The following is a 25,885-nucleotide window of genomic DNA, read 5'->3' as shown; positions in this document are numbered from 1 at the left end:
TCTGCGCCGGACCCTGCATCGGACGCCGCATCGGGTCCTGAATCGGAACCTGCATCTGAGCGTGCGTCAGAAATCAAGGAAGACCGTCTCCCGCTCACCCTGCAGCCGTACGTCGAACAGGTAGGCGTCCTTCCCGTCCGCGCGGGCGAGCAACGTCGCGCGGCGGTCCGGGTCCAGCGAGCCGAGCAGGGGGTCGGGCACGTCGGCGAGGTAGACGCGGGTCCGCACCGGCTTCAGCAGCCCCCGGGCGAAGACCAGCAGGGGGAGGTACGGCCGGACGGGCGGCGCGGTCCGGAACCGGTAGGAGCCGTCGGGCTCGGTGGCGCACCGGCCGAACCCTCCGCCGCCGAACCCGCCTCTGCCGAATCCTGCGCTGCCTGCGCTGCCTGCGTTGCCGAACCCCATGCCGGCGGGCCCCCGCTGCCTGACCCCCTCGGGCTCGCCGGTCCACAGCTCCAGCAGCGCGTCGGGCACCGGCTCGCCCGCGCCGTCCAGCACCCGGCCGGTGATCGTGACCGCGCCCGGATGCCCCTCGGGCACGAGTTCCCAGCCGCCCTCGTACGGCAGGGCGAACCCGAAGAACGGCCCGACGGTCTGCGAGGGAGTGGTCATGCGTCCTCCTGTGCTGCCTCGATCGGGGTGCGGCCCAGCACGACGTCCCAGCGGTAGCCGAGCGCCCACTCCGGCTCGGTGACGTCGAGGTCGAAGGCGGAGACGAGCCGCTCGCGGGCGGCCGGGTCCGGGACGGACTGGAAGATCGGGTCGAACGCGAACAACGGGTCGCCCGGGAAGTACATCTGCGTCACCAGGCGCTGGGTGAACGCGGTGCCGAAGACCGAGAAGTGGATGTGGGCCGGCCGCCAGGCGTTCGGGTGGTTGCGCCAGGGATAGGCCCCCGGCTTGATCGTGACGAACCGGTAGCGGCCCTCGTCGTCGGTCAGGCACCGGCCCGCCCCGGTGAAGTTGGGGTCGAGCGGCGCCGGGTGCCGGTCGACCGGGTGGGCGTACCGGCCGGCCGCGTTCGCCTGCCAGATCTCCACCAGCGTCCGGGGCACCGGCCGGCCGGAGGAGTCGAGGATCCGGCCGGTGACGATGATCCGCTCGCCGAGCGGTTCGCCCGCGTGCCCGGCGGTCAGGTCGGCGTCGAGCGGCCCGACGTCCTCGTGGCCGAAGACCGGGCCGGTCAGCTCGGCCGCCTCCGGGTCCTCCTTCATCGGCAGCGGCGTCCGGGACGGCGCGCGCAGGACCGTGCTCGCGTAGCCGGAATACAGGTAGGGCGGCTGGGTCATCGGAGTCCTTCGAGGGTCAGGGCCAGTCCTTGGCCGACGCCGACGCACAGGGTCGCCACGCCGTACCCGCCGGTGCGGGAGAGACGGTGGGCGAGAGTGCCCGCGAGGCGCGCGCCGGAGCAGCCGAGCGGGTGCCCGATCGCGATCGCGCCGCCCTGCGGGTTGACCACCTCGGGGTCGAGCTCCTTCCACTCGCCGAGGCAGGCGAGCACCTGCGCGGCGAACGCCTCGTTGAGCTCGACGGACGCCAGGTCGGCGAGGCCGAGCCCGGCCCGGCCCAGTGCCCGGGCGACCGCGGGGACGGGCCCGATGCCGAAGTCGGCCGGGTCCACGCCCGCGACCCCGGTGGACACCACCCGGGCGAGCGGGCGCAGGCCGTGCGCGGCGAGGCCGTCGGCGTCGGTGACCAGCAGCGCGGCGGCGCCGTCGTTGAGCGGCGAGGAGTTGCCCGCCGTGATCGTGCCGTCGGCGGCGAAGGCGGGCTTCAGCCGGGCCAGCGCCTCGGCGGACGTGTCGTCCCTGATCGTCTCGTCGCGGGACAGCCCCTCCCGCGGGACGATCTCCGCGTCGAACAGGCCGTCCCGCCAGGCGGCGGCGGCCCGGCGGTGGCTGCGCTCGGCGAAGGCGTCCTGCTCCTCGCGGCTCACGCCGCGCCTGCGGGCGAGCGTCTCGGTCGCCTCGCCGAGGGAGACCGTCCACCGCTCCGGCATCTCCGGGTTGACCATCCGCCAGCCGAGGGTCGTCGAGTAGAGCTGCTCGTGGCCCCGGGGGAAGCCGCGCTCGGGCTTTGGCAGCACCCAGGGGGCGCGGCTCATCGACTCGACCCCACCGGCCACCACCACGGAGGCGTCGCCGCAGGCCACGGCCCTGGCGGCCTGGATCACCGCCTCCAGGCCGGAGGCGCACAGGCGGTTGACGGTCGAGCCGGGCACCGTGACCGGCAGCCCGGCCAGCAGCGCGGCCATCCGGCCCACGTTGCGGTTGTCCTCCCCGGCGCCGTTCGCGGCGCCGAGGACCACGTCGTCGATCCGCTCCGGGTCGAGGCCGGGGGCCCGGCCGAGCAACGCCCCGATCACCCCGGCCGCCAGGTCGTCGGGGCGGATCCCGGCGAGCGCGCCGCCGTACCTCCCGATCGGGGTCCGCACGGCGTCGGCGATGAACACGTCCTTCATGCGATCTCGGCTCCCGTCTTCGCCCGCACCTCGCCGGAGGTGACACCGGGCGCGGTCTCCACCAGCCGCAGGCCCTCCGGGGTCACGTCGACCACGGCGAGGTCGGTGATGATCCTGTGGACGCACGCCCGGCCGGTCAGCGGCAGCGTGCACTCCGGCACGATCTTCGGCGTGCCGTCCTTCGCGGTGTGCTCCATCAGCACGACCAGCCGTCTCGCGCCGTGTACCAGGTCCATCGCGCCCCCCATCCCCTTGATCATCTTGCCGGGGACGGCCCAGTTGGCGAGGTCGCCGCGGGCCGACACCTGCATCGCGCCGAGCACGGCGACGTCGATGTGCCCGCCGCGGATCATGCCGAACGACAGCGACGAGTCGAAGAACGCGGCCCCGGGCAGCACGGTGATCGTCTCCTTGCCCGCGTTGATCAGGTCGGGGTCGACCGCGTCCTCGGCGGGATAGGGGCCGACGCCGAGCACGCCGTTCTCCGAGTGGATCACCACGCGCCGGCCGTCCAGGTGACCGGGGATCAGCGTCGGCAGCCCGATCCCCAGGTTGACGTAGCCGCCGTCGGGCAGCTCACGGGCCGCCCGCGCGGCCATCTCGTCACGGGTCCAGGCCACCTAAGCCTCCTTCGACGCGGGTGTCACGGTGCGCTTCTCGACGCCCTTGTCGGCAGCCTGCTCAGGGGTGAGCGGCACCACCCGCCGGACGAACACCCCCGGCAGGTGCACCTCGTCGGGGTCGAGGTCGCACAGCTCCTCGACCTCCGCGATCGTCACCCGCCCGGCCATCGCCGCCAGCGGGTTGAAGTTGCGCGCCGCCTTCGCGAAGACGAGGTTGCCGTACGCGTCCCCCTTCGCCGCCCTGACGAGCGCGAAGTCGGTCACGATGCCGCGTTCCAGCACGTACGGCACGCCGTCGAACTCGCGCACCTCCTTCGGCGGCGACGCCACGGCCACGCTGCCGTCGGGGTGGTGACGCCAGGGCAGCCCGCCCTCGGCGACCATCGTCCCCACCCCCGCAGGCGTGTAGAAGGCCGGTATGCCGCAGCCGCCCGCCCGCAGCCGCTCGGCCAGCGTGCCCTGCGGGATCAGCTCCACCTCGACCTCGCCCGCGAGGTACTGCCGGGCGAACTCCTTGTTCTCCCCGACGTACGAGCCGGTGACCCGGGCGATCCGGCCGGCGGCCAACAGCTCGCCGAGGCCCCGGCCGTTGGTGCCGCAGTTGTTCGACACCACGTGCAGCCCGCCGACGCCGCGCTCCAGCAGCGCGCGGATCAGCACCGACGGCACACCGGACAGCCCGAAGCCGCCCACGGCCAGCGACGCGCCCTCGCCGACGTCGGCCACCGCCTCCGCGGCGCTCGCCACCACCTTGTCCATAGGGCTGTTCACAGGGCTTGTGGTCACAGGCTCTCCTCGTACGGCAGGCCCACGTAGTTCTCCGCGAGCGTCGTACCCGCCGCGTCCGAGGAGGTGACGTAGTCGAGATGGGAGCCCTGCAGTTGCCGGGCGTAGGCGTCGTCGGAGTCGAAGGTGTGCAGCAGCGTCGTCATCCACCACGAGAAGTGCTGCGCCCGCCACACCCGGGGCAGGCAGGCCCGCGAGTAGCCGTCCAGCGCCTCCGTGGAGCCGCCGGCGAAGAACCGGGCCAGCGCCTCGGTCAGCACCCGCACGTCGGCCACCGCCAGGTTAAGCCCCTTCGCGCCGGTCGGCGGCACGATGTGGGCCGCGTCCCCGGCCAGGAACAGCCTGCCGTACTGCATGGGCTCGGCCACGAAGCTCCGCATCGGAGTGACGCTCTTCTCGACGATCTCGCCGATCGCCAGGGCGAAGCCGGGCACGGTCTCCAGCCGGGTCCGCAGCTCGGCCCAGATCCGCTCGTCGGGCCACGCGGCGACGTCCTCGTCCGGGGCCACCTGGAGGTAGAAGCGGCTGATCTCCGGGGAGCGCATGCTGTGCAGGGCGAAGCCGCGCTCGGTCCGCGCGTAGATCAGCTCCTCCGACGACGGCTTCACCCGGGCGAGGATCCCGAGCCACGCGAAGGGGTAGTCCCGGCGATACTCGGTCAGCACGCCGTCCGGGATCGAGTCCCGGGACACGCCGTGGAAGCCGTCGCAGCCCGCGATCACGTCGCAGTCCAGCCGGTGTGCCGCGCCGCCGGAGCCGGTGAAGGTCAGGTACGGCCGGTCGGTCGCCGCGTCGTGCACCCGCACGTCGTCCACCTCGAAGCGGACGTCGCCCCCGGCCGCGAGCCGCGCCGCGACGAGGTCCTTGACGACCTCCTGCTGGCCGTACACCGTGATGCACCGGCCGGGCACCAGCCGCTCGAAGGCGATCCGGTGGCCCGCTCCGCCGTACCGCAGCTCGATGCCGTGGTGGGGGAGACCCTCCCGCTTCAGCCGCTCGCCCACCCCCGCCTCGACGAGCGTGTCCACCGTGCCCTGTTCGAGCACCCCGGCCCGCACCCGCCGTTCGACGTACTCCCTGCTCCGGCGTTCCAGCACGACCGATTCGATCCCGCGCAGGTGGAGCAGATGGGAGAGCAGCAGGCCGGCCGGCCCCGCCCCGATGATCCCGACCTGAGTTCGCATGGCCCAAGCATCGGCGGCGCCCGCCGTGTCACGTAGGCTTTGCTTCCGCCCAGTGGAAGTCCGTTCAGTGGAAGAGGGAGTCACATGGCCGGCGGCGCACGTGACCCCGGGCGTTCCGTGACGTCCCGGGCGCTGGCGATCCTCGGCGCCTTCGACGCCCGGCACGCGCGGCTCACGCTGACGGAGATCGCGGAACGCACCGGCCTGGCGCTCAGCACCGTCCACCGGCTGGCGGGGGAGCTGGAGGAGTGGCGGGCCCTGCGCCGCGGCGCCGACGGGCGTTTCCAGATCGGCCGCCGCCTGTGGGAGCTGGGGCAGCTCGCCCCCGACCCGCTGCAGGAGGTGGCCCATCCCTGGCTGCAGGAGCTGTTCGGCGGCACCGGCGAGAACGTCCATCTGGCCGTGCGGGACGGGCTGGAGGTCCTCTACGTCGACAAGGTGTACGGCAAGCGGGCCGTGCCGATCCTGTCGCGGACCGGTTCCCGCCTGCCGATGCACCCGACCGGCGTCGGCAAGGCCCTGCTGGCCTACGAGCCGGGATGGTTCGTCACGTCCTATCTGTCCCGGCCGCTGGAGCGGCCGACGCCGCACACGATCACCGAGCCGGGACGGCTGGCCCGCGAGCTCGCCCAGGTGCGCGCCCAGGGGTACGCCACGACCCACGAGGAGATGACGCTCGGCTCGTGCTCGGCCGCCGCGCCGGTGCTGGCCGGAGGCCCGCCCGCCGACGGGCAGGCCTACCGGCCCGTCGCGGCCGTCGGCATCGTGGTGTCCTCACGGCGGGTGCGTGAGCTGCCCCGCCTGGTCGAACCGCTGCTGACCGTCGCGGCCCGCATCGCCGCCGACTACCGGGCCGCCGTCGCGCGGGCCTGACGGCCGGGGTGCCGGACCCCGGGCGTCACAGCGGCGTGCAGGTGAGACCGGTCATCCCGAACGTGCCGCCGGTCGAGGAGCCGTTGGCGGTGACGGCGAAACTCCCCCCGGGCGCGATGGTGCCGTTCCAGGACACGTTCGTCGCGGTGACGCTCCGCCCGGTCTGGGTCCACCTCGTGGTCAGCAGGGAGAAGAGCTTCTCGTCGCCGGTGAAGGTCCAGGAGATCCGCCAGCCGTTCAGGGTGGTCGTCCCGGTGTTCACCACTCTGCCGTCCGCCACGAAACCCGAGGGAAAGCTGTGGACGGTCGGGAAGCTGACCGAGCAGGACGCCGAGGCCGCGTTCGCCGGGGCGGGGGCGGCGACCACCGCGGCCGCGGCCAGCGTCGCCGCGGCGATCCAGGCGCCCCGCCGGGTGAAACCGGTTTCACGATACCGCCGTGCCATTCCCTCTCCTTTCGCCGGCCAGGGGGTGTCCCCGCGGCCGATTCGATGAACGTTCCTCCGGATTGTGATCACGGCCGACGGGGAATGTCATGGCCTCGGGCTCCGTACGCGCGGTAGCGCCGGTACGCGGGTGAACGTTTCATCCGCCGGTACGGCAGGCGTACGGTGAGTGCGAGGGGCATCACAGGCAGCGGCGAGGGGGCCGCCATGGACGCCGTCGTGATCGATTCTCTGGAACCGCTGATCGCCGGGTTGCGGTCGCGGGGCTTCGCCGTCGTGGGCCCGGTCGTGCGCGACGGCGCGATCCGCTTCGAGGAGATCGCCTCGGCCGGCCGGCTGCCCCGGGGGGTCACCGACGACCAGGACCCCGGCCGCTACCGGCTGCGGGAGACCGGCGAGGAGATGATCTTCTCGTTCGCGGCGAGCCCCGACTCGGCCAAGCGGTACACCCAGCCGCCCCGCCAGGCGCTCTTCCGCATGCGCGGCGAGCGGATCGAGGAGGCGGAGGAGGAGGCGCCCCGGATCGCCCTGCTCGGCGTGCGGGCCTGCGACCTGGCGGCGATCGGCGTGCAGGACCGGGTCTTCCTCGCGCCGGGCGCATGGGCCGCCACGTGGACACCGAGGGCATCCAGGAGCGGCTGTCCGCGCACGACTCGCCGCGCTGGCAGCAGGTCGGCGCCCGCTGCCTCACCTGCGCCAACTGCACGATGGTCTGCCCCACCTGCTTCTGCACCACGGTCGAGGACTCCACGTCCCTCGCCGACGGCACGGCCGAACGCGTCGAGCGCTGGGACTCCTGCTTCACCCTGGAGTTCTCGGAGGTCAACGGGACGCCGGTGCGGGGCTCCAACTCCGGCCGCTACCGCCAGTGGCTGACCCACAAGTTCTCCACCTGGATCGACCAGTTCGGCATGTCCGGCTGCGTCGGCTGCGGCAGGTGCATCACGTGGTGCCCGGTGGGGATCGACGTGACCGAGGAACTGGCGGCATGAGCACCCCCGAACTGGTGCGGATCTACCGGACCTACCACGCCACCACCGAGCCCTTCCGGAGAGCGGCCGAGGAAGCCGGGGAGGAGGGACACGAGTGACCCACAAGACGGTGCGGATCGGCGGCCTGACCCGGGTTGAGGGCGAGGGCGGGCTGGTGGTGCACGCCCTCGACGGCCGGATCACCGGTCTGGAGCTGCGGATCTACGAGCCGCCCCGGTTCTTCGAAGCGCTGCTGCGCGGGCGCGGCCACACCGAGCCCCCCGACATCACCGCGAGGATCTGCGGCATCTGTCCCGTGGCGTACCAGATGAGCGCCTGCCAGGCGATCGAGGCCGCCTGCGGCGTGGAGATGACCGGCCCGCTGCGGGACCTGCGGCTGCTGCTGTACTACGGCGAGTGGATCGAGTCGCACGCGCTGCACGTCCACCTGCTGCACGCGCCCGACTTCCTCGGCTACGACAGCGGCATCGCGATGGCCGCCGACCGCCGCGACCTGGTCGAGCGCGGCCTCGCGCTGAAGAAGGCCGGAAACGAGCTGATCGCGGTCGTCGGCGGGCGGCCCATCCACCCCGTGAACGTCCGGGTCGGCGGCTTCTACCGGGTGCCCGCCCGGGCGGAGCTGGCCCCCGTCGCCGAGCGGCTGCGCCGCGCCCGCGACGACGCCGTCGCCACCGTCGCGTGGGTGGCCGCGTTCGACTTCCCCGATGTCGAGCACGACGACCTGCGTGACCTGCTCGCGCCCCGCCTCGCCCCGGGCCTCGACCCGCCCGAGGCGGAGCTGGCCGCCCTGTGCGAGGGGGCGATCCGCAACCACGACCCCTGCATCTCCTGCTCCGCCCACTTCCTCGACTTCCACCTGGATCGCGGGTGACCACGGGGGAGACGGTCGTCGTCGGCCTGGGCGGCGATCTGCGGGGCGACGACGCGGCGGGCCTGGCGGTGGCCCGGCTGCTCGGCGACCCGCCGCCGCCGGGCGTCGCCGTGGAGGCCTGCGGCGACGCCGCCGCGCTGGTCGAGGCGTGGTCGGGCGCCGCGCTCGCGATCGTGGTCGACGCCGTCCGCACCGGCGCGCCCCCCGGCACCGTGCACGATCGCCTGCCGTCCCTCCCGGAGGCGGGATGGCACGCGGGATGGCAAGGCGGCACCCACTCGCTCGGCCTCGTCGACGCCGTCGCCCTCGGCCGCCTGCCGGGCGAGCTGGTCGTCGTCGGCATCGAGGGCGGTGACTTCACGCCGGGGGCGCCGATGACCCCGCCCGTCCTGGCCGCGGTTCACCGTACGGCTCGTGAGCTGCGGGAACGGCTGACCCGGGAACGGCCTGGCGCACGTCGAAGGTGATCCGCGGCGGCACCCGCAGCGTGGTGCAGAGCGCGCAGTGCTCCAGGACGGACAGGAGAGAGGCGCGCAGGCCCTCAGGGAGGCCGGGGGCGTCCACCGACAGCTCGACCCGGTCGATCCGCCCGGGACAGACACCCAGGCCGTACCGCGCGGTGACGCCGACCCCGGCGGCGAGCTGCCGCTGGCGCAGGAAGCGTTCGGCGCAGTGCGCGACACCCGCGGCCAGCCCGCCCACGAACAGCTCGGCCGGCGTGGGGCCGGTGTCGCTCCCGCCGACGTCCCTGGGCTGGTCGGACCGTACGGCGTGCCGGCGGACGTGGACGTCGAAACGGCCGGCTCCGTGCCAGGCGACCTGGATGACCCCGTCACGCTGTTCAGCCGGCATGGTCCACCCCCCAGTTCGAGTATCTCCGGGTGGTCGGGCCCGCCGAGGGCTCGCACTGGTAAGAAGCCCGTCGTGACCTGGCAAAGAGCCGGTGTCCGGACTGTCCTTATTTGCGACACTTTCAGATGTGGCCCACATGCCGCGGCGAGGACGAGGGTGAGCGCGGTGATCCCGCGCACGCGCCTGGACGAGCTACTGACCGAGCTGCACGCGCGGCTGCAGGCGGTCCTGGTGACGCGTGACCGGGTGCAGGCACTGCTGGAGGCGGTCGTCTCGGTGGGCGGCGACCTCGATCTCGAAACCGTCCTGCGGCGCATCGTCGAGACCGCCACCACCCTGGTCGACGCCAGGTACGGCGCGTTCGGCCTGATCGGGGAGGACAACACCCTGGCCCGGTTCGTGCCCGTCGGGATGAGCGAGGAGGAGATCGCCCGCATCGGGCACTGGCCCCACGGGCTGGGCCTCCTCGGCCTGCTGATCAAGGAGCCCCGGACGCTGCGGCTGCCCGACATCTCCCGGCACCCCGAGTCGTACGGCCTCCCACCCGGCCATCCCCCCATGCGCGGCTTCCTCGGCGTCCCCGTACGGGTGCGGGGCGAGGTGTTCGGCAACCTCTACCTCACCGAGAAACGCGGGGGAGGGGAGTTCGACGAGGACGACGAGGCGATCGTCGTCGCCCTCGCGGGAGCCGCCGGAGTGGCCATCGAGAACGCCCGCCTCTACGAGGAGACCCGCCGCAGGGAGACCTGGCTGCAGGCGTCGGGCGAGATCACGACCAGCCTGCTGTCCGGCGCCGAGACGCCCCGCGTGCTCACGCTGATCGCCCGCCGCGCCCGGCGGATGGCCGGCGCCGACACCATGGCGATCCTGCTGCCGGACCCCGGCGGGCGCACCCTCCGGGTCGCGATCGCCGACGGCGCGCTCCCCGAGACCTGCGCGGGGGCGCGCCGGATCCCCGTTCACGGCACGCTCGCCGGGCAGGCCTTCACCCTGGCGGAACCCCGCATGGCCGCCGACGCCGCGGACGAGGACGAGGGGCCGGTGTGCGCCGTCCCGCTGGGGACCCCGGGGGCCGTACGCGGGGTGCTGTGGCTCGGCAGGCGGCCCGGCCGCATTCCGTTCAGCCGGTCGGAGGTGTGCATGCTCCACGCGTTCGCCGGGCACGCGGCCGTCGCGCTGGAACTGGCCGAGGCGCGCAAGGACGCCGAGCGGCTCGGCCTGCTCGAAGACCGCGACCGCATCGCCAGGGACCTGCACGACGTGGTCATCCAGCGGCTGTTCGCGATCGCGATGACCCTGACGGCCGCCGCTCGGCTGGTCGAGCGCCCGGAGGCGTCCGCCCGCCTGCGGTACGCGATCGACGAGCTCGACGGCACGATCCGGGAGATCCGCTCCACGATCTTCGCGCTGCAGACCCCCGCCGGCGCTCCCGGGCTGCGCGCCCGGCTCGTCGCGCTGGTCGAGAGCGCGCGGGCGCAGCTCGGCTTCCTGCCCGCCCTGCGGCTGGACGGCGGGCTCGACACCCGCGTCCCCGGCGGCATCGGCGACCATCTGCTGGCGGTGGTGCGCGAGGGCCTGTCGAACGTCGTACGGCACGCCCGCGCCACCCGCACCACGGTGAGCGTGTGCGTGGAGGGAAGCCGGCTGACGCTGGCCGTGGAGGACGACGGGATCGGCATCCCGGCACAAGGCCGCCGCAGCGGCCTGCTCAACCTGCGGGAGCGGGCCGAGGCCCTGGGAGGGAGCTGCACGGCCGGGCCACGCCCGGACGGGGGCACCTGCCTGCGCTGGAGCGTCCCGCTGCCGCCACCTGGAGAGGCTTGCGATGAGGACTAGTTTCGCCGACCGCCCGATCGTGGCGGGCACCGACGGCACGACCGTGGCCATCCAGGCCGTGGAATGGGCGGCCGACGAGGCCCACCGGAGGGGACTGCCCCTGCGGGTGGTCCACGCCGCCGACCGCCTGCCGTACGACGCCCCCCGCTATCCGATCCCCGACTGCTACGACCGGATGATCCCGTCCGGCCGGCAGCTTCTCGACCACGCCGAGAAGGTCGCCCGGGACCGGTGGCCCGGCCTGGAGGTGAGCACGGAACTGGCCGACGGGCGGCCCGGCCGCGTGCTGCGCGAGCAGGCCGGCCGCGCGGCCGAGCTGGTGCTGGGCGGCCACGGGCCGGTCGGCGCGCGGCTCGCCGGTCACGTGGACGTGCCGGTCGTCGTCGTACGCCCGGCGGCTCCCGGCGCCGGCGCGGAGATCGTGGCCGGATTCGACGGCACGCACGCGGCGAGGCCCGCGCTCGCGTACGCGTTCGACGAGGCCCGGCTGCGCGGGCACCGGCTCAGAGTCGTCTGTGCCTGGGAACCGCCGATCTCCTCCGGGCCCAGGATCGCCGTGGACACCGGCGAGATCGGGCGGATCCGGGAGGACCGGGCACGGCGCCTGCTGACCGTCTGGCGGGACAGGTACGCGGACGTCGAGACCGAACTCGACATGGTCCGCGCCCATCCCGTCTCCGCGCTCGTCGACGCCTCGGCCCGGGCCGCCCTGCTCGTCGTCGGCTCCCACGGCAGGAACGCCCTCACCGCGGCCATGCTCGGCTCGGTCAGCCGCGCCGTGCTCGAACACGCGCGCTGCCCGGTGGCCGTCGTCCGGCACGCTCTCTGACCGCTGGGCCGCCGGTGTCAGCGGCGGGCCGGCCGTACCCCGGGGACCGCCCGCTCCAGCAGGTCGGCCACGTGCTCCGGGCCCTGGCCCTCCGGGCCGCGCAGGTCGATCTCCCCGTTCCGCACGCTCACCTCCCAGGTCTCGGACGGGTAGCGCTCGCGGAGCGCGGCGAGGACCGCGTCGCGAAGCTCGGCGTCCGACCTGGCCAGCAGCGCCATGAGGTCCCGGCGGCTGACCATGCCGACGACCCGCTCGTCCCGCAGCACCGGGACGCTCTTGATCCTCCTCGCGATCATCAGGTCGGTCAGCACCGCCGTGTCGGTGGTCTCTTCGACCGTGCTGACCTGCCGCGACATGACGTCCGCCACCGTGGCCGGCCCGGACAGGCCGGGCGTGAAGGCGCCGCACAGCAGGTCGATCTCGCTGACCATCCCGACCAGCTCGCCGTGGTCTCCGAGCACGGGAGCGGCGGTGATGTCGTGGTCGTACAGCACCCGGATCGCGCGTCGCACCGTGTCGCCCCGGCCCAGCGTGATCACCGGGCTGCTCATGACCTCACCGGCGAGCATGGCCACCTCCCACCTGAGCGTCGACCGTTCCACCTTCGCTGTCTCCATCCTCACCCGGGCGGCCCGGTGCCCGCCGGGCCGCAGGTCCCCGCAGCTCGGGACGTTCGGCACCTGCGCCCGACCGCGTCCCGGTGTCCGATGGAGATGGCAGACGCGCGTGCCCCGGCAGAGAGCCGGGTGCGCCGCCCGCGGGAGGTGGACGACGATGACCATGGAAGCCATGACCGCCGCCGACGTGATGAGCCGCGTGCTGGTGACCGTGAAGCCGGACGAGTCGCCGCTCATGGCCTGGGAGCTCATGCGCCGCGGGTCGATGCACCATCTGCCCGTCGTGGACTCCGGGTCCCACATCATCGGCGTGCTCACCCGGGAGGACATCGCCGCCCACTGGTCCGGCGGCCCGGCGGAGCAGTCGAGCGCCCAGGTGCGGCAGCTACTTGGAGGGCGCAGGTGCCCGCACGTGTCCCCGGACGAGCCCCTGCCCGGGGTGGCGGCCGCGATGCTGGAGTCGGAGGTGGACGTGGTGCCCGTCATCGGGGCCTCCGGCATGCTGAAGGGCATCGTCACCGTGACCGACCTACTGGCGGCGGTGGCGGGCAGACGGGTGGCCGTGGCACAGGACGCGGACTCGTCGGCGGGACTGTTCCGGCTGGAGCCGGTGCTTCCGCCCAAGCCGTCGCGGGCGGACTGAGCCCCTGCCCGCCGAGCCCCTGCCCACAGAGCCTTGCCCGCCGAGCCCTGCCCACCAGGACTCCGCCCGCCGAGATCCTGCACAATGGGGGCCATGCGCAACTCGGTGGTGATCTTCTCGTGAGTGCCCGTATCGACCATGCCGTCACCTCGGGCACGTTCAGCCTGGACGGCCAGACGTTCGACGTCGACAACAACGTGTGGGTGCTCGGCGACGACGCCGAATGCGTGGTGTTCGACGCGCCGCACGACGTCAAGGCGATCACGGACGTGATCGCCGGTCGGCGGGTCCTGGCGATCCTGGCCACCCACGCGCACGACGACCATATCCGGGTCGCGCCCGAGCTGGCCGGCGCCACCGGGGCGCCCGTCCTGCTGCACCCGGCCGACCTGCCGCTGTGGCGGCTCACCCACCCTGACCGGGAGCCCGACGGCGCCCTGTCCGACGGGCAGATCATCGAGGTGGCCGGGACCCGCCTCGAAGTGCTGCACACGCCCGGCCACGCCCCCGGCGCCTGCTGCTTCCACGCACCGGACCTGGGTGTCCTCTTCACCGGCGACACGCTGTTCCAGGGCGGACCAGGAGCCACCGGCCGTTCGTTCTCCGACTTCGGGGTCATCATCGGCTCGATCCGCGACCGTCTGCTGACTCTGCCGCCCGAGACCGTCGTGCACACCGGCCACGGCGACAGCACGACCATCGGCGCCGAGCAGCCCCACCTCGACGACTGGATCCGCCGAGGTCACTGATCCCACCCGGGGCACCGGGAACCGCTTCGGAAAACGAGGGGAAAAGGCCCGTCCGTAAAGCACGCCCTTAACCTTGACGTGATTTCTGCCCGGTGCCATAGTCTGGGTTGCTGATCAGCGCCCGACTCCCATCCCTCGTCCGCCGTCCAGAACAGCTAGTGATGTTAGCGCAAACATTTGTTAGCGCTAACAATCGGCTTTTCAAGCCGAGCAGGATGTATGGAGGAACGATCCAACATGGCGAGACCCCCCATCCGTTCCGTACACCGGAGAATCCTGACCGCCGGTGCGGCGATCGTGACGGCGCTGGCCGGCGTTACGATCGCGACGGCGCCGACGGCGCAGGCGGCGCCCCCTCCGGCCAGGCCGCAGGGCCCGTGTGACATCTACGCCGCCGGCGGCACCCCCTGTGTGACCGCCCACAGCACCACCCGGGCGCTGTACGCCTCCTACGACGGCCCGCTCTACCAGGTCAGGCGGACATCGGACGACAGGGTCAGGGACATCGGCGTCGTCGCCCCCGTCGGAGGGGCATACCCCGACGCGGGCGGATACGCCGACGCCGACAGGCAGGACTCGTTCTGCGAGGACACGGTCTGCCTGATCACCACGATCTACGACCAGTCCGGCAAGGGCAACCACCTCTACCAGGCGCCCCCCGGCACCTTCCGGGGTCCCGCCGTCGGTGGATTCGACACCCTCTCGATCGCGGACATGGCGCCGATCACGCTCAGCGGCCACCGGGTGTACGGCACCTACATCATGCCGGGCATGGGGTATCGCAACAACAACGCCACCGGCCTCGCGAAGGGGGACGAGCCGGAGGGCATCTACTACGTCATCGACGGCAAGCACTACGACAGCGGCTGCTGCTTCGACTACGGCAACTCCTCGACGAACGGCCGCGCCGTGGGCACCGGCACCATGGAGACCACCTACTTCGGCACCGCCACCGCCTGGGGGAGCGGCAGCGGACCCGGTCCGTGGATCATGGCCGACATGGAGGCGGGCCTGTTCTCCGGATACAACGCGAAGCAGAACCCGGCCGACCCCACCATCGACTCCTGGCGGTTCGTCACCGCCGTCGTCGACGGCGGCGGCGGGAACCAGTGGGACCTGCGCGGCGGCAACGCGCAGGAGGGCCCCCTCACGACCTACTACAGCGGAATCCGCCCCGGTTCGCTGACCAACGCCAGCTACTACCCGATGCACAAGAAGGGCGCCGTCCTCCTGGGCACCGGCGGCGACAACGGCAACGGCTCGTCCGGCACCTTCTACGAAGGGGTCATGACGACGGGTTACCCGTCGGAGGCCACGACGGACGCGGTGCAGGCCAACATCGTCGCCGCCAGGTACGACGTGCAGCGGCTGGCCCTGTCGCGAGTCACGACCTTCACCCCGAACTCGTCGCAGGACGTCACCGAGACGTTCACGAACACCACGGGGGAGGCCGCGCTGAACGTCAACCTGAGCCTGGCCGCGCCCAAGAAGTGGACCGTCCGGGTCAAGGGCACCGATGACACATCCGCGACGTTCGGCCGGGTCGAGCCGGGTGAGAGCGTGCGGGCCACCTTCACCGTCACCTCGGCGGCGGAGACCGGCGCGGGCTTCCTGGTCGGCGAGGGCAAGTATGTCAACTCCGCCGGCCGGAACAGGCAGTCCACCGAGATCACCCAGGCGGTGCGGAGCGCCCTCCCGATCAGGATCAACGAGGTCCGCTTCCGTACCAGCACCAACGCGACCGACCAGTTCGTCGAGCTCTACAACGCCTCGGGCGCCGAGGTCGACCTCTCCGGCTGGACCCTGACCAACACCCCGAGCGGCTCGGCCGCCACCACCCTGGCGCGGATCCCGGCCGGGACGAAGCTCGCGAGCGGCGACTACTACCTCCTCGGCCTGTCCGGCTCGGGAGTGGCGGCCCCGGTGAGCAAGGGTGCGACCGTCGTCAACGTCAGGAGCACGACCGGCTTCGCGGCCGGCCAGCAGGTCGACATCGGCACCGGCTCCGGCCGGGAGACCCGTACGGTCCAGCAGGTCGGGACGGCGGCCACCGCGGCGACGACGCTGTTCATCCCCGTCTCCACCGGGCCGTGGATCACGATTCCCCGCGGCTCGTCCAACGTGCCGGTCACGAACGCGGCCGGCTTCGCGGTCGGCGACCGGATCGGCATCGACACGGGCGAGAACTACGAGCAGGCCACGGTCACCGCGGTCGGCAAGGCGGCCACGCAGACGACCCTGTCGGCGGCGGCGTCCGCGGGCGCGACCAACATCAAGGTCGCGGCCGACGCCAACATGACGGTCGGCGACACCCTGACGGTGGACACGGGCGAGAACAAGGAGGAGGTCACCGTCGCCGCCGTCGGCACCACCGGCGCGAACGGCACGGGCGTCGACCTCGCCGCCCCGCTGCGGCTCGCCCACGAGCAGGGCGTCGACGTGTCCGACCGCGGAACGGGCATCAGCTTCTCGCCGCGGACGAAGGAGCCGCACACGAGCGGGGTGTCCGTGCAGGCGCTCGGCAGCGGCATCACCCTCGACCGTCCGCTCGACAACGGTCACGAGATCGGCGCGGCCGTGGTGAATCCCCTGGTCACGACGACCGGCTACCAGGGGCAGCAGGCGCCCGACCAGTGGTTCGGAGGCGCCCTCTCCACCGGCGCCGGTTCGATCGCGCTGCGGGACGGCACCGGCGCGGTGGTCGTCGACGCCGTCGTCTACGGATCCCAGCAGAGCAGTTCGAGCGGCAACGGGACCATCACCAGCCCCGAGCTCGCCGTCCTGGAAGCCGACCAGGGCGGGGGCGGCTGCATCGCGGTGGTGGCGGGCGCGGCCGCCGGTGCCGGACGGAGCAACGCCCGCTGGCCCGACGGAAACGACACCGACAGTCTCTGCCGCGACTTCGTCACCACCAACGTGCCCACGCCCGGCGCGGCCAACGCGAGGTGACCTGACACATCCCCGGCCGCTTCCGGTGCCCGCCGCGAACGGTGGGCACCGGAACCGGCGGCCCGAACGCGGGCGACGTGAGCGGACGACCACAGGCAGAAAGCTCCTGTGGTCGTCCGTCTGCGTTCGCCGGTCTGCGTTCGCCCACCTCTGGCCGTCCGTCGCTGCCGAGGAGGCCGGGGAGCCTAACGTGGAGCGGTGCGCACCCCGGTCACGGCGAACCGTTCGACGTCGGCGATGTGACCGCCGGTGCTCGCGACGATGGTCACCGTCCGGCCCGGGGCGGCACGGAAGTCGAGGGTGGTGGACCAAGGGCGGTTCTCGCCGCCCGCCGAGACGCAGCAGCGCTCGCCGAGCGGGCCGGTGCCACCGGCGCCGCGCGCCTGCACCCGGACGCTCTCGTCCACACCGGTGATCTTGCCGCCGACCTTCACGGGGGAGGAGACGGAACTGCCGTACCGGGGGGTGGTGAGGGAGAAGGTGGTGTCGTCGGTGCCCACCACCTCCCAGGGAGCGTCGCCACCGGTGCCGAACCTCACCAGGTGGATGACGGAGGCGATGCCGGGACGACCGCCGCCCTCGCCGCGGATGCCGACGGAGACGCGGGCGTGCGCGCCGTCGACGGTGCTGTCGACCAGCTGGTCGATCCCCTTGAACCCCAGGTATCCCTGGGTGAAGGCGAGAGCGGTCTGCCCGGCGTCCAGATGCCAGGGCTGGTGCCCGCCCGCGCGGTAGCTCCGCTGCCAGTCGCGCACCTGCGTCTCGTCGGCGAACGGCCACAGCGGCTGGTAGCGGCCTGCCACCAGGGGGCCGCCTGAGGGGGTGGCGAGGGCGGGCGAGGGAGCCGGAGTGCCGGTCACGGCCGCCGAGGGCACCGCGAGAGACGAGCCGGACGACGGGCCTGTGGACGTCGCGGCTGACGTGGCCGCCGATTCGGCGGCGGGGGACGACCCCGGGCCCGTACCGCACGCCGCCGCCGCGAGGAACCCCAGCGTGGCCAGCACCGGGGCCAGCACGGCGGGCGGCCGGCGGCGGATCCGGCCGGGCGCGGACGGCGCGCCGGAACGGGGCGTGCCTGCCACGGGCGTCCGCCAAAGGATGCGGCCGGGTGCGGGCGGCGAGCCGGACAGGGGCGCGTCCAGGCGCGCTCCGCTCCGCGACCGGTGAGTTGCGTTGGTCCTGTCACCACACGGCATTCCGCCAGGCACGATGCTCGCTCCCGCCCGAGACGTCTCCTGACAGAGAGCATGCCCGCCGGAAGCCTCTCGATCCATGGAGTTCGCGATGTCTGGCGGGCCTGCCGCCCAGGAGGCACGGCAGGCGGCGGAAGTCCCGGGGTGACGGGACTTTCGACCGCTGTGCGACGGGCAGCGGACACGGTGCGATGGTCGCCGGGAGCGGTGTCCCCGCGCCCGCGAGCCGCCGAGCATCGCGAGCCGCTGAGCACAGGGAGGAAACGGACCATGACCGGACTGGTCGTCGCCGCCGTCGACGGATCGAAGCCCGCGACGGCGGCGCTGGAGTGGGCGGCGGACGACGCGCGGCGCAGGGGGGCCGCCCTGCGCATCGTCCACGTACGCGAGCCGTGGGCGCACCAGTACCCGTTCCACGCCGTGGAGGGGTTCGCCGACTCCTACGGCGAGTTCTGTGAAGGGGTGCTGGCCGCGGCCGCGGAGCGCGCACGTCAGGTCGCCCCGGACCTGGAGGTGACGACGGAACTCGCCGAGGGGACGGTCGTCGAGACGCTGCGCGCCGCGTCGGCCGGGGCCGACGCGCTCGTGGTCGGCAGCCGGGGGACCGGGGGCTTCTCCGGCCTGGTCCTCGGGTCGGTCGGCCTGGGCCTCACCGGGCACGCCCCGGTCCCCGTCGTGGTCGTACGCAGGCCGCACCGCGACGAGTATCACGAGGTCGTCGTCGGTTTCGACGGATCGCCTCACTCGGAGGCCGCGCTGGAGTTCGCCTTCGAGGAGGCGCGGGCGCGCCGGGCCCGGGTGCACGCCGTCTACGCGTGGGAGGCGCCGATCTTCTCCCCCTTCGCCACCGGCTACATAGCGACGATGCGCGAGGCCTTCGAGGAGGAGTCGCGCTCGGCCCGGCTGCGACTGGCGCCGTGGCGCGAGAAGCACCCGGACGTCCCGCTCGTCGAGTCGGCGGTCTTCGGGCACCCGGTTCCCGCGCTCGCCGAGGCGTCGCTCGTCGCCGACCTCGTCGTCGTCGGGTCGCGGGGGCTGGGCGGCGTGCGCGGCGCGCTGCTCGGCTCGGTCAGCCACGCCGTACTGCACCGCGCGCACTGCCCCGTCGCAGTCGTACGGCCCCCGGAGGGGACACGTTGATTGTGTGATCTACAACGTAAAGGCGATGGCCCTGTGCCGATCCCTCCCGCCGGGTCACCACGAGTACCGTCCCCCGCGGCGACATCGCCGGACGAGAGCGTGGGAATGCCGATGACATGGACGTCGAGGCGGGCACGTACGCGCTGGGGCCCAGGTCGGGGCGGTTGCTGGTCCTCACCGGCCGCGCCGGTCTGGGCGCGAAGGCCGGGCATGACCTGACGATCGAGGTCACCAGGTGGCGGGGCGAAGCGGTGGTGGCACCGGACGACCCGGCGGCCTCCCGGGTCTCGCTGGAGGTCGAGACGGCCTCGATGCGGGTCAGGGAGGGCACGGGCGGGGTCAAACCGCTCACCGACTCCGACCGGGTCGAGATCGAGAAGAACATGCGGGAGAAGGTCCTCAGGTCGGACCGGCATCCCACGATCACGTTCCGGTCGACGCGTGTCGGGGGCGACCCCGGGGCGTTCCGCGTCGAGGGCGACCTGACCATCGCGGGCGTGACCCGGCCGGTCGCCGTCGAGGGAGCGCTCACCGGCGGGCGGGCCCGCGGCCGGGCCACCGTCGTGCAGTCGGAGTGGGGCATCCGCCCCTACTCCGCGTTCTTCGGCGCGCTCAGGCTGCGCGACGAGGTCGAAGTGATCTTCGACGTGCGGCTTGTGCCGGGCTGAGGCGCCGATCGTGCACCATGGAGGGGTGAACCGGCTTCCAATGGCGCGAGCCATCAAGCAGACCGCCGAGCAGGCCAGCCAGCGGACCGCCGAGCAGACCGGCGAGCGGTGGAGCATGCTGGCCGATCTCGTGGCGGACGGCGACGTGGTGGTGCTCAGCGGGGCGGGCCTGTCCACCGAGTCCGGGATCCCGGATTACCGCGGAGAGACCGGACGCAGGCGCGGAGCCGACCCGATGACCTATCACACCTTCGTGAGCAGCGCCTCCGCCCGCCGGCGCTACTGGGCCCGCAGCCATCTGGGCTGGCGGCACATCGTGGAGGCCGCCCCCAACGCCGGTCACCGCGCGGTCGCCGAACTGCAGCGCCGCGGGCTCGTCGCCGGGGTCATCACGCAGAACGTGGACGGCCTGCACGAGGCCGCCGGCGCGCACGGGGTGATCGAGCTGCACGGCAGCCTGCACCGGGTGCGCTGCCTCGGCTGCGGTCACCGCGGCGCCCGCCACGAACTGGACCGGCGGCTGCGTGCGGAGAACCCCGGCTGGCACCCCCGCACCGCGCTGATCAACCCCGACGGCGACGCCGTGCTGACCACCGCCGAGATCGAGACCTTCCGTACGGTGGACTGCGAGGGCTGCGGCGGAGTGCTCAAACCCGACGTGGTGTTCTTCGGCGAGAACGTCCCGCCGTCGCGGGTGCAGGAGTGCTACGCGCTGACCGAGCGGGCCGGCCTGTTGCTGGTCCTGGGGTCCTCGCTGACCGTGATGTCCGGTTACCGATTCGTACGGCACGCCGCCGCCCGCTCGATCCCTGTTGCGATCATCAACCAGGGGCCGACCCGAGGCGACGGCGAGGCGCTGATGACCTTCGACGCCCCGCTCGGCCCGGCTCTGACCACCCTCCTGGGAGACCTGGCCTAGAGGACCACGACGGGCGCCGGGTCAGCTCCAGGGCAGGGCGGCGCGGCGGGCCCAGTAGGTCTCCGGGTCTTCTGCCGGCTCGGCCAGCGTCTTCTCGGCCTCGTCGTCCCAGATCACGCCGAGCGCCGCGAGATTCTCGCCGAGCTGGCCGATCGTGGCCGCGCCGCTCAGCACGCTACCCGCCCACGGGCGGGCGAGCACGGCGGCCAGCGCGAGGGCGTCCGGGGTGACGCCCCGCTCGCGGGCGGCGCGGACCAGCGCGGGCGGCGCGCCGCGAGCCGTCAACCGGCCGTTGGCCACGCCCTCCTTGACGATGACGCCGAGCCCGGCGGCGTGCGCCCGGGCCAGGGCGTCGCCCGCCGAACGCTCCAGCAGGTTCCACGTCGACTGCACCGTGTCGAACAGTCCCGTCGCGACCGCCTTGTCGATCGTGTCCGCCTGCGCGGGCCCGGTGGTGGACAGGCCGACGGCGACGCCCTGGTCGCGCAGCGCACGCAGCTCGCCGAGCACGTCCTCGTCGTCGAGCACGCCGCTGCCGATCGTGGCGGAGTGGATCTGGTAGAGCGACAGGTGGTCCCCGAGCAGTTCCCGCGTCTCGCCGAGCTGGCGGCGCAGCCGGGCGGCCGACAGGTCCTTCACCTCGTGGCGGTCGGCGTCCATCCGCCAGCCGCCCACGTACTCGTACCCCCACTTGGAGCCGACGACGACCTCCCGCGCGGGGACCCCCCGGTCGGCGAGCCAGCCCGCGAGGAACTCCTCGGCGCGTCCGTAGGAGCGCGCGGTGTCGAAGTAGCGCACGCCGGCCGCCCAGGCGGCGTCCAGCACCTCCCAGGTGCGCGCCCGCATCGCCGCGACGTCCCGGCCGGGCCCGAGGTCCTCGTCGCGCCCGAGCGTGATGTACGCGGGGCGCCCGAGCGCCGCGAGCCCGAGACCCATCGGGGTGACCTGGAGGCGGCTGCGGCCCAGCGGCCGGCGGAGCATCTCGTACACGACGCCCCACGTTAGTGGACCTCCGCGATCGGGTACGCCGACAGGCCCCGGCCTGCCCGACGATGCACCCGAGCCAGAGGCGGTGGGAGCGTGACGGAACCGGTGGTGGCGCGTCCGTGCGCCGCGGACGTGCTCACCCGTACGCGCGACCTGCTCGATCCCGCGCTGCGCCGCGCGGTGGGCACGCTGCCGCACTCGATGCGCCGCGTGGCTGGATATCACTTCGGCTGGTGGGACGCCCGGGAGCGGCCGGTCGGCGGCGCGGGCGGCGGCAAGGCGCTGCGGCCGGCGTTCACGCTGCTGGCGGCGGAGGGCGCCGGGGGAGAGGCGACGGCGGCGCTGCCCGCCGCCGTGGCGGTGGAACTGGTGCACAACTTCTCGCTGATCCACGACGACGTGATGGACGGCGACCGGGTCCGCCGGCACCGGCCCACCGCCTGGGCCGTGTTCGGACGCGCCCAGGCGATCCTGGCGGGCGACTCGCTGCTGGCGCTGGCGTTCGCCGTGCTCGCCACCGGAACGGACGGCGGGCCGGACAGCGCGGCAGACGGCAGGACGGACGGCGTGCCGGTGCTGGCCGGGCACGTGCAGTCGCTGCTGGACGGCCAGAGCGCCGATCTCGACTTCGAGGAGCGCGCCGAGGTGGGCCTGGAGGCGTGTGTGCGGATGGCGGAGGGCAAGACCGCGGCCCTCTTCCGGTGCGCCTGCGCCCTCGGCGCGCTGTACGGCGGCGCCACCCCCGATCAGTCCGTGCTGCTGAAGGCGTACGGCGAGCACGTGGGGCTGGCCTTCCAGATCGTGGACGACCTGCTCGGCATCTGGGGCGACCCGGCGGTCACCGGCAAGGCGGTGCATTCCGATCTGCGTAACCGGAAGAAGTCCCTGCCGGTCGTCGCCGCGCTGGCCTCGGGCACCCCGGCGGGCGCCGCGCTCGCCGCCCTTTACCGCCGTCCCGTCGCGGAGCCCGACCTGGCGCGGGCGGCGCGACTGGTGGAGGAGGCGGGCGGGCGCGCCTGGAGCCTCGCCAGGGTGGACGGTCTGCTGGCCGAGGCGCTGGAGTCGCTGCGGGCGGCGGGGCTGACGCCGGAGGCCGCCGCGGGGCTGGAGGCGCTGGCCCGGCTGGCCGCCGACCGGGACCGCTGAGGCGCCTGAGGTTCAGCCGAAGGTGAGCACGACCTTGACTTCGTTCTCCCGCCTCTCGTAGGCGCCCGCATAGCTGTGCAGGGGCACCCTCCGGGAGATCAGCCGGGCGAGCCAGTCGCGGTTCGACACGGCGAGCGAGCCGGCCGCGGCGGTGAAGTGGCGGAGGTTGGAGTCGATCGTCCCGATGACCACGGCGTTCTCCAGGACCATCTCACGGTTGAGCGTGCCCACGTCCACGGTGATCCGCCGGGAGCTGGGGGTGACCCCGGTCAGGCAGACGATCCCGTAGGGGCCGATCGCCGAGAGGGTGCCGGTGAAGACCTCGGCCGCGCCGCAGGCCTCGACGACCACGTCCGGCTTGAGGGCGGTCACCACGTCCTCGATCCAGCCCGTGTGATAGGTCGCGCCGAGATCGGCGACCAGCGCCGGTTTGGGCCCGCCCTTGACGAAGTCGAACACATGCACGTCGAGGCCGCGCTGGACGCCGAGCAGCGCGGCGAGCATGCCGAACGGTCCCGCGCCGGTGACCAGCACCCTGCGCGGCTCGTACCAGGACCGCGTCCCGATCTTCTCGATCTGCTCCCAGGCCTTGGCGACCACCGACGCCGGCTGCAGCAGCACGCCCGTCTCGCCGAGACCCGAGTCGAGACGTACGGCGCAGTCCGTCTCCACGGACCACATCTCGCTCGCGTAGCCGTCCAGTTCCTTCAACCCCCGCATGGTGTACCGCCCGTTGCGGCACATGTCGGGCTCGCCGTGGGCGCAGGCCACACACGGCACCGGATCCGGATAGCGCACCAGACCCACGACGAGGTCGCCGGGGGAGAAGCCGGACCCGGCGGGGGCCTGCCGTACGCGGCCGAGGGACTCGTGCCCGATGACCAGCCGCTCCCGGCCCGGCGGGGCGTATCCGTAGTCGCCGGAGACGACCTCCCTGTCGGTGCCGCACACGCCGACGGCGACGCTCTCGACGAGGAGGTCGCCGGGGCCGGGCACGGGGTCGGGCACCTCGGTCAGCGCCAGCGACCCGGCCCGGCGCGGCACGACGGTGAGCGCGCGCATAAGGCATTCCTTCCCCGGGACCGCCCGTCCCACCTGCGGCGCCGCCCCCGGCCGGACAAGGAGAACACCAAGGGGAGGGAAAACTTCCTCAGCTCTCCGGGACGTCGTCGAGCAACCCGGCGTCGTGGGCCAGCAGCGCGATCTGCACGCGGTTGTTGAGCCCGAGCTTGGCGAGGATGCTCGACACGTGCGTCTTCACGGTCGGGACGCTGAGGTGGAGCAGCGCGGCGATCTCGGCGTTGGGCCTGCCCTGCCCGACCGCCACGGCGATCTCCCGTTCCCGGTCGTTCAGCGGCGCCAGGCGTTCCTCCGCCCGCGCCCGCCGCAGGTCCCGGCCCGACTCGGCCACCCGGGCGATGAGCCGCCGGGTCACCGCCGGGGACAGTACCGGATGGCCGCGGGCCACCCGGCGGACGGCGTCGACGATCTCGTCCGGCGGGGTGTCCTTCAGCAGGAACCCGGCCGCCCCCGCGCGCAGGGCGCGCAGCACGTGCTCGTCGGCGTCGAAGGTGGTCAGCACGATCACCTCCGGCGCGCCCTCGCGGGCGCGCAGCGCCTCGGTCGCCGTCAGGCCGTCCATGACGGGCATCCGGATGTCCATCAGCACCACGTCGGGGTGGTGCCGGCGGGCCAGCGGCAGGACCTCCGCGCCGTCTCCCGCCTCGGCGACGACACGGAGGTCGGGTGCGCCGCCGAGCATCATCACGAGGCCGGCCCGGACGAGCGGGTCGTCGTCGGCGATGAGCACACCGATCGGCGCGGAGTCGGGCGAGATCATGCGGGCCACGGTAGCCAAACCCGCACCTGCCAGGCACCCGCGCCGGTGCCGCCGTCCCGGCGCAGGGGCCCGTGCTCCAGCCGTCCCCCGGCCAGGGTGACCCGCTCGGCCAGGCCGATGAGCCCGTGACCCCCTTCGGTCTCCGGTTGGCCGGCCCCGGGGATGTCGTTGACCACCTCGATCGTCAGGCCGTCGCCGGGCGCCCCCGCCAGCCGCAGGCGGACCTCCGCCCCCGGCGCGTGCCTGCGCGCGTTGGTGAGCGCCTCCTGCACGACCCGGTACGCGGTGCGGCCCGTCCGGTCGGGGACGGCTTCCCGGGATTGCCCGCCGAGTTCGTCGCGCAGCCTCACCCGCATGCCGGCCTCGCCCGACTCCGCGAGAAGCCGGTCCAGATCGGCCAGCCCCGGCAGGCCGGGCCGCGTAGGCGCGGACCGTTCGCCGGACGGGTCGCCCGACGGGTTGCCTGATGTGCCGCCTGGTGTGCCGCCGGAGGGGGCGCGCAGCACGCCGATGACCTCGCGCAGGTCCTGCAGCGCCTGGTGGGCGCTCTCCCTGATCACGCGCGCCGCGCGGGCGACGTCGGCGGGATCGGCGCCGGGGTTGAACTCCAGCGCTCCCGCGTGCACGCTCAGCAGGGACAGCCGGTGCCCGAGCACGTCGTGCATCTCTCGGGCAATGGCCTCGCGGACCAGGTGCTGCGCCTGCTCGGCCCGCAGCCTCGCCTCCGTCTCCATCCGGGCCGCGCGATCGCGCTGCGCCAGCACCAGCCGCCGCCGATGGTGGACGAACAGCCCCCAGCCGGCCGCCGCACCCTGCAGGGCCAGGCCCAGCATGAACATCGCGAGCGGCGGCGTGCCCGGCTCGGGGCGCAACCACGTGAACACGACCGCGGCCAGCACGCTGAGCGCGAACACCACACCGGAGGTCCGGGGACGCCGGTGGACCGCGACCGAGAAGAGCGCGGCCAGCATCGGGCCCGCGACCATCTCGAAGACGGCCGACAGCGCGACGAGCGTCACCGCGAGCCCGACCGGCCACCGGCGGCGCAGCCACAGCGCGGCGCAGCCGAGCGCGCCCACGACCTGGTCGAGGGGGAACAGCCATCCGGGCGGCAGCGGCGTGGTGCCGAGGCGCTCCGCCGACATGAGCAACGCGAACGCCGCGGCGAGCAGGAACATCGCCGTGTCCACGAGCCAGTCACGCCGGGTCCGCCGACGCCGGGGGGTGGCGGGAGCTTCCATACGGCCGCAGCGTACGGCTTCGAGGGAGGCGCGCCCACGCG

The 25,885-nt window shown here is 73.5% G+C and carries 28 protein-coding genes; 13 read left to right on the top strand and 15 right to left on the bottom strand.

Translation table 11 applies throughout. The features are described 5' to 3' along the window. Positions 1-66 precede the first annotated feature (66 nt). Genes FED44_RS13640 through pobA form a run of 6 tightly spaced genes read right to left on the bottom strand, consistent with a single transcriptional unit; the run spans position 67 to position 5,054 of the window. A complete protein-coding gene (locus FED44_RS13640; RefSeq protein WP_138460844.1) occupies positions 67-612 on the bottom strand; it encodes a peptidase associated/transthyretin-like domain-containing protein in 546 nt (181 codons plus the stop codon). Continuing rightward, positions 609-1,289, bottom strand: coding sequence for a protocatechuate 3,4-dioxygenase subunit beta (gene pcaH / locus FED44_RS13635; protein WP_138460843.1), 681 nt, complete (start codon positions 1,287-1,289; stop codon positions 609-611). The genes FED44_RS13640 and pcaH overlap by 4 nt, the downstream gene beginning before the upstream one ends. Continuing rightward, complete coding sequence (locus FED44_RS13630) at positions 1,286-2,461, bottom strand: thiolase family protein (protein ID WP_138460842.1); 1,176 nt, start codon at positions 2,459-2,461, stop codon at positions 1,286-1,288. Before FED44_RS13630 ends, pcaH begins: the two co-directional genes overlap by 4 nt. Continuing rightward, positions 2,458-3,081 carry a CoA transferase subunit B gene (locus tag FED44_RS13625; protein ID WP_138460841.1) on the bottom strand — a complete coding sequence of 208 codons (624 nt, stop codon included), beginning with the start codon at positions 3,079-3,081 and terminating at the stop codon, positions 2,458-2,460. Before FED44_RS13625 ends, FED44_RS13630 begins: the two co-directional genes overlap by 4 nt. After that, on the bottom strand, positions 3,082-3,870 hold the full coding sequence (locus FED44_RS13620; RefSeq protein WP_244301903.1) for a CoA transferase subunit A: 789 nt from the start codon (positions 3,868-3,870) through the stop codon (positions 3,082-3,084). It lies immediately after the preceding gene. After that, positions 3,867-5,054, bottom strand: a complete 1,188-nt coding sequence (pobA, locus tag FED44_RS13615; RefSeq protein ID WP_138460840.1) for a 4-hydroxybenzoate 3-monooxygenase — start codon at positions 5,052-5,054, stop codon at positions 3,867-3,869. The genes FED44_RS13620 and pobA overlap by 4 nt, the downstream gene beginning before the upstream one ends. A gap of 84 nt (positions 5,055-5,138) precedes the next feature. Here pobA and FED44_RS13610 point away from each other — a divergent pair, with 84 nt between their 5' ends. After that, positions 5,139-5,927, top strand: coding sequence for an IclR family transcriptional regulator (locus FED44_RS13610; protein WP_117408190.1), 789 nt, complete (start codon positions 5,139-5,141; stop codon positions 5,925-5,927). 25 nt (positions 5,928-5,952) lie between these two features. Here FED44_RS13610 and FED44_RS13605 read toward each other — a convergent pair whose 3' ends face one another. Both FED44_RS13605 and FED44_RS37280 read right to left on the bottom strand, forming a co-directional pair. Beyond that, complete coding sequence (locus FED44_RS13605) at positions 5,953-6,372, bottom strand: cellulose binding domain-containing protein (protein WP_117408191.1); 420 nt, start codon at positions 6,370-6,372, stop codon at positions 5,953-5,955. Between the two features lie 374 nt (positions 6,373-6,746). After that, the gene (locus tag FED44_RS37280; RefSeq protein WP_244301902.1) at positions 6,747-6,983 is read right to left on the bottom strand and encodes a hypothetical protein; all 237 of its coding nucleotides are present in this window, start codon (positions 6,981-6,983) and stop codon (positions 6,747-6,749) included. On the opposite strand from FED44_RS37280, the gene FED44_RS37275 reads away from it, so the two are divergent. From FED44_RS37275 to FED44_RS13585, 3 genes are all read left to right on the top strand, one after another. Further along, complete coding sequence (locus FED44_RS37275) at positions 6,972-7,364, top strand: 4Fe-4S dicluster domain-containing protein (RefSeq protein ID WP_244301901.1); 393 nt, start codon at positions 6,972-6,974, stop codon at positions 7,362-7,364. The genes FED44_RS37280 and FED44_RS37275 overlap by 12 nt on opposite strands. Before the next feature lie 94 nt (positions 7,365-7,458). Beyond that, positions 7,459-8,235 (top strand): nickel-dependent hydrogenase large subunit, encoded by a 777-nt coding sequence (locus FED44_RS13590; RefSeq protein WP_138460839.1) that lies wholly within the window; start codon positions 7,459-7,461, stop codon positions 8,233-8,235. After that, positions 8,232-8,702: a hydrogenase maturation protease gene (locus tag FED44_RS13585; protein WP_117408193.1), complete on the top strand. Its 471-nt coding sequence runs from the start codon at positions 8,232-8,234 to the stop codon at positions 8,700-8,702. Before FED44_RS13590 ends, FED44_RS13585 begins: the two co-directional genes overlap by 4 nt. Here the strand turns inward: FED44_RS13585 and FED44_RS13580 are convergent. Continuing rightward, complete coding sequence (locus tag FED44_RS13580) at positions 8,593-9,087, bottom strand: OsmC family protein (RefSeq protein WP_165900774.1); 495 nt, start codon at positions 9,085-9,087, stop codon at positions 8,593-8,595. The genes FED44_RS13585 and FED44_RS13580 overlap by 110 nt on opposite strands. Positions 9,088-9,252: 165 nt before the next feature. Between FED44_RS13580 and FED44_RS13575 the strand changes: the two genes are divergently transcribed. After that, positions 9,253-10,923: a sensor histidine kinase gene (locus FED44_RS13575; protein WP_316246868.1), complete on the top strand. Its 1,671-nt coding sequence runs from the start codon at positions 9,253-9,255 to the stop codon at positions 10,921-10,923. Beyond that, positions 10,913-11,752 (top strand): universal stress protein, encoded by an 840-nt coding sequence (locus FED44_RS13570; protein WP_117408195.1) that lies wholly within the window; start codon positions 10,913-10,915, stop codon positions 11,750-11,752. The genes FED44_RS13575 and FED44_RS13570 overlap by 11 nt, the downstream gene beginning before the upstream one ends. A 17-nt stretch (positions 11,753-11,769) precedes the next feature. Here the strand turns inward: FED44_RS13570 and FED44_RS13565 are convergent, their stop codons facing one another. Beyond that, on the bottom strand, positions 11,770-12,354 hold the full coding sequence (locus FED44_RS13565) for a CBS domain-containing protein (protein ID WP_187406027.1): 585 nt from the start codon (positions 12,352-12,354) through the stop codon (positions 11,770-11,772). 172 nt (positions 12,355-12,526) lie between these two features. Between FED44_RS13565 and FED44_RS13560 the strand changes: the two genes are divergently transcribed. From FED44_RS13560 to FED44_RS13550, 3 genes are all read left to right on the top strand, one after another. Continuing rightward, positions 12,527-13,012 carry a CBS domain-containing protein gene (locus FED44_RS13560; protein WP_117408197.1) on the top strand — a complete coding sequence of 162 codons (486 nt, stop codon included), beginning with the start codon at positions 12,527-12,529 and terminating at the stop codon, positions 13,010-13,012. Positions 13,013-13,131: 119 nt separating this feature from the next. After that, the gene (locus FED44_RS13555; protein WP_117408198.1) at positions 13,132-13,761 is read left to right on the top strand and encodes an MBL fold metallo-hydrolase; all 630 of its coding nucleotides are present in this window, start codon (positions 13,132-13,134) and stop codon (positions 13,759-13,761) included. A 237-nt stretch (positions 13,762-13,998) separates the two neighbouring features. Then, the gene (locus FED44_RS13550; RefSeq protein WP_138460838.1) at positions 13,999-16,710 is read left to right on the top strand and encodes an arabinofuranosidase catalytic domain-containing protein; all 2,712 of its coding nucleotides are present in this window, start codon (positions 13,999-14,001) and stop codon (positions 16,708-16,710) included. 185 nt (positions 16,711-16,895) lie between these two features. On the opposite strand, the gene FED44_RS13545 is transcribed toward FED44_RS13550, so the two are convergent. After that, on the bottom strand, positions 16,896-17,792 hold the full coding sequence (locus FED44_RS13545) for a hypothetical protein (protein WP_208758957.1): 897 nt from the start codon (positions 17,790-17,792) through the stop codon (positions 16,896-16,898). Positions 17,793-18,173: 381 nt separating this feature from the next. Here FED44_RS13545 and FED44_RS13540 point away from each other — a divergent pair, with 381 nt between their 5' ends. The 3 genes from FED44_RS13540 (at position 18,174) to FED44_RS13530 (ending at position 20,630) form a co-directional block, all read left to right on the top strand. Next, positions 18,174-19,043 carry a universal stress protein gene (locus tag FED44_RS13540; RefSeq protein ID WP_138460837.1) on the top strand — a complete coding sequence of 290 codons (870 nt, stop codon included), beginning with the start codon at positions 18,174-18,176 and terminating at the stop codon, positions 19,041-19,043. Positions 19,044-19,159: 116 nt separating this feature from the next. Further along, positions 19,160-19,711, top strand: a complete 552-nt coding sequence (locus FED44_RS13535; protein WP_117408201.1) for a YceI family protein — start codon at positions 19,160-19,162, stop codon at positions 19,709-19,711. A gap of 25 nt (positions 19,712-19,736) precedes the next feature. Beyond that, positions 19,737-20,630 carry an NAD-dependent protein deacetylase gene (locus FED44_RS13530; RefSeq protein ID WP_244301900.1) on the top strand — a complete coding sequence of 298 codons (894 nt, stop codon included), beginning with the start codon at positions 19,737-19,739 and terminating at the stop codon, positions 20,628-20,630. Between the two features lie 21 nt (positions 20,631-20,651). Here FED44_RS13530 and FED44_RS13525 read toward each other — a convergent pair whose 3' ends face one another. Next, positions 20,652-21,611 (bottom strand): aldo/keto reductase, encoded by a 960-nt coding sequence (locus tag FED44_RS13525; protein WP_117408210.1) that lies wholly within the window; start codon positions 21,609-21,611, stop codon positions 20,652-20,654. Positions 21,612-21,710: 99 nt separating this feature from the next. On the opposite strand from FED44_RS13525, the gene FED44_RS13520 reads away from it, so the two are divergent. After that, entirely contained in the window at positions 21,711-22,763 is a 1,053-nt protein-coding gene (locus FED44_RS13520; protein ID WP_244301899.1) for a polyprenyl synthetase family protein, read from the top strand. A 12-nt stretch (positions 22,764-22,775) separates the two neighbouring features. Here the strand turns inward: FED44_RS13520 and FED44_RS13515 are convergent, their stop codons facing one another. The 3 genes from FED44_RS13515 to FED44_RS13505 form a co-directional block, all read right to left on the bottom strand. Next, complete coding sequence (locus FED44_RS13515) at positions 22,776-23,825, bottom strand: glucose 1-dehydrogenase (RefSeq protein WP_117408203.1); 1,050 nt, start codon at positions 23,823-23,825, stop codon at positions 22,776-22,778. An 88-nt stretch (positions 23,826-23,913) separates the two neighbouring features. After that, positions 23,914-24,603: a response regulator gene (locus tag FED44_RS13510; protein WP_117408212.1), complete on the bottom strand. Its 690-nt coding sequence runs from the start codon at positions 24,601-24,603 to the stop codon at positions 23,914-23,916. Beyond that, positions 24,600-25,844 carry a sensor histidine kinase gene (locus tag FED44_RS13505; protein WP_138460836.1) on the bottom strand — a complete coding sequence of 415 codons (1,245 nt, stop codon included), beginning with the start codon at positions 25,842-25,844 and terminating at the stop codon, positions 24,600-24,602. Before FED44_RS13505 ends, FED44_RS13510 begins: the two co-directional genes overlap by 4 nt. Between the last annotated feature and the right edge of the window lie 41 nt (positions 25,845-25,885).

Origin of the sequence: Microbispora triticiradicis, from assembly GCF_005864065.1 — a bacterium.
GTDB lineage: Bacteria > Actinomycetota > Actinomycetes > Streptosporangiales > Streptosporangiaceae > Microbispora > Microbispora triticiradicis.
Note: the sequence above shows the minus strand (reverse complement) of the source record. Positions and strands in the feature narration are given on the sequence as shown.

What these genes read in the sequence shown, in the direction of transcription:
- FED44_RS13630 (WP_138460842.1), bottom strand. Translation starts at nt 2,461, where the DNA reads ATGAAGGACGTGTTCATCGCCGACGCCGTGCGGACCCCGATCGGGAGG.
- pobA (WP_138460840.1), bottom strand. Translation starts at nt 5,054, where the DNA reads ATGCGAACTCAGGTCGGGATCATCGGGGCGGGGCCGGCCGGCCTGCTG.
- FED44_RS13580 (WP_165900774.1), bottom strand. Translation starts at nt 9,087, where the DNA reads ATGCCGGCTGAACAGCGTGACGGGGTCATCCAGGTCGCCTGGCACGGA.
- FED44_RS13540 (WP_138460837.1), top strand. Translation starts at nt 18,174, where the DNA reads ATGACCGGACTGGTCGTCGCCGCCGTCGACGGATCGAAGCCCGCGACG.
- FED44_RS13640 (WP_138460844.1), bottom strand. Translation starts at nt 612, where the DNA reads ATGACCACTCCCTCGCAGACCGTCGGGCCGTTCTTCGGGTTCGCCCTG.
- FED44_RS13525 (WP_117408210.1), bottom strand. Translation starts at nt 21,611, where the DNA reads ATGCTCCGCCGGCCGCTGGGCCGCAGCCGCCTCCAGGTCACCCCGATG.
- FED44_RS13505 (WP_138460836.1), bottom strand. Translation starts at nt 25,844, where the DNA reads ATGGAAGCTCCCGCCACCCCCCGGCGTCGGCGGACCCGGCGTGACTGG.
- FED44_RS13535 (WP_117408201.1), top strand. Translation starts at nt 19,160, where the DNA reads ATGGACGTCGAGGCGGGCACGTACGCGCTGGGGCCCAGGTCGGGGCGG.
- FED44_RS37275 (WP_244301901.1), top strand. Translation starts at nt 6,972, where the DNA reads ATGGGCCGCCACGTGGACACCGAGGGCATCCAGGAGCGGCTGTCCGCG.
- FED44_RS13605 (WP_117408191.1), bottom strand. Translation starts at nt 6,372, where the DNA reads ATGGCACGGCGGTATCGTGAAACCGGTTTCACCCGGCGGGGCGCCTGG.
- FED44_RS13570 (WP_117408195.1), top strand. Translation starts at nt 10,913, where the DNA reads ATGAGGACTAGTTTCGCCGACCGCCCGATCGTGGCGGGCACCGACGGC.
- pcaH (WP_138460843.1), bottom strand. Translation starts at nt 1,289, where the DNA reads ATGACCCAGCCGCCCTACCTGTATTCCGGCTACGCGAGCACGGTCCTG.
- FED44_RS13550 (WP_138460838.1), top strand. Translation starts at nt 13,999, where the DNA reads ATGGCGAGACCCCCCATCCGTTCCGTACACCGGAGAATCCTGACCGCC.
- FED44_RS13560 (WP_117408197.1), top strand. Translation starts at nt 12,527, where the DNA reads ATGACCATGGAAGCCATGACCGCCGCCGACGTGATGAGCCGCGTGCTG.
- FED44_RS13515 (WP_117408203.1), bottom strand. Translation starts at nt 23,825, where the DNA reads ATGCGCGCGCTCACCGTCGTGCCGCGCCGGGCCGGGTCGCTGGCGCTG.
- FED44_RS13610 (WP_117408190.1), top strand. Translation starts at nt 5,139, where the DNA reads ATGGCCGGCGGCGCACGTGACCCCGGGCGTTCCGTGACGTCCCGGGCG.
- FED44_RS13510 (WP_117408212.1), bottom strand. Translation starts at nt 24,603, where the DNA reads ATGATCTCGCCCGACTCCGCGCCGATCGGTGTGCTCATCGCCGACGAC.